Genomic DNA, 1,226 nt, shown 5'->3' with positions numbered 1-1,226 from the left:
GGAACCGGCAGCGCCGCACGATCGACCTTCCCGTTCACCGACAACGGCAGCGCCTCCAGCACCACCACCACCGCCGGCACCATGAACTCCGGCAGGAGTCCCATGGCATGAGCACGCACGGTCTGCGGGTCCGCCTTGCCCGCGACGTAGCCGGCCATCTGCGGTTCGCCCTCGGGCGTCGGCACGAGCAGTACCACCGCGTCGGACACGCCCGGGGCGGTGCGCAGGCAGGCCTGCACCTCCCCGAGCTCGACCCGGCGGCCGCGGATCTTGACCTGGTGGTCCTGCCGCCCCAGGAACTCCAGCCTGCCGTCCGTGCGGCGGCGGGCGCGGTCGCCGGTGCGGTACATCCGGCTGCCGGGGATGCCCGAGAAGGGATCGGGGACGAAGGCGGCGGCCGTCTTCGCCGGGTCTCCGAGGTATCCGCGGCCGACGCCGGTGCCGCCCACGTAGAGGTCGCCCTCGACGCCGACCGGTACGAGCTCCAGCCGGTCGCCCAGTACGTGGAGCTGGGTGTTGCGGACCGGCGAGCCGATGGGAACGGGCCGGGTGTCGGAAAGGGGGCCTGCGGTGATCAGGGCGTGCGCGACGTCGTCGGAGCACTCGGCGGGACCGTAGGCGTTGGTGATGGGTATGTGGGGGTAGCGCTCGAACCAGCGCCGGCAGAGGTCGGCCGGCAGGTCCTCCCCGGTGGCCATCAGGTGCCTGAGATCACCCAATGCGGGTGTGGGCAGCCCGTCGTCCCACTGGTCCAGTGTCGCGCGCAGCAGCGAGGGGACTACTTCGAGGACCGAGATGTCCTCCTCCTCGGCGACCCCGAAGAGTGCTGCGGGATCGGCAGCCGTCCCGGCGCCGACCGCGCGGACGCGGCCGCCCACGGCGAGGGGCGCAAGCATCTGCCAGACGGAAACGTCGAAGGTGAGCGGGGCGTTCTGGACGAGGGAGTCCGCGGCCCCGAAGGCCAGGTCCTCGATCTTGGCCTGGAGGTGGTTGGCCATGCCCGCGCGGTGAACCATGGCGCCCTTGGGACGGCCGGTGGAACCAGAGGTGTATATGACGTAGGCGAGGTCCTGCGGGTGCGACCGCCGTGGCGGCTCGGACTCGTGCCGGTCCGTGCCGGGGGGGGGGGGGGGGGGGGGGGCCGGCCCGGGGGGGGGGGGGGGGGCACGTACACTTCCGGCGGGGGGGGGCTTTTACCCACCCCCCTTGCCACGGACCGGCCAGGA

The 1,226-nt window shown here is 73.0% G+C and carries 1 protein-coding gene; it reads right to left on the bottom strand.

The genetic code is table 11. From position 1 onward, the window contains the following. A partial coding sequence (locus AC068A_RS37335; RefSeq protein ID WP_478590748.1) for an amino acid adenylation domain-containing protein occupies positions 1-1,055 on the bottom strand: 1,055 nt, incomplete at its 3' end. Positions 1,056-1,226: the final 171 nt, after the last annotated feature.

The sequence above is a fragment of the Streptomyces sp. NPDC043854 genome (genome assembly GCF_056436005.1).
Note: the sequence above shows the minus strand (reverse complement) of the source record. Positions and strands in the feature narration are given on the sequence as shown.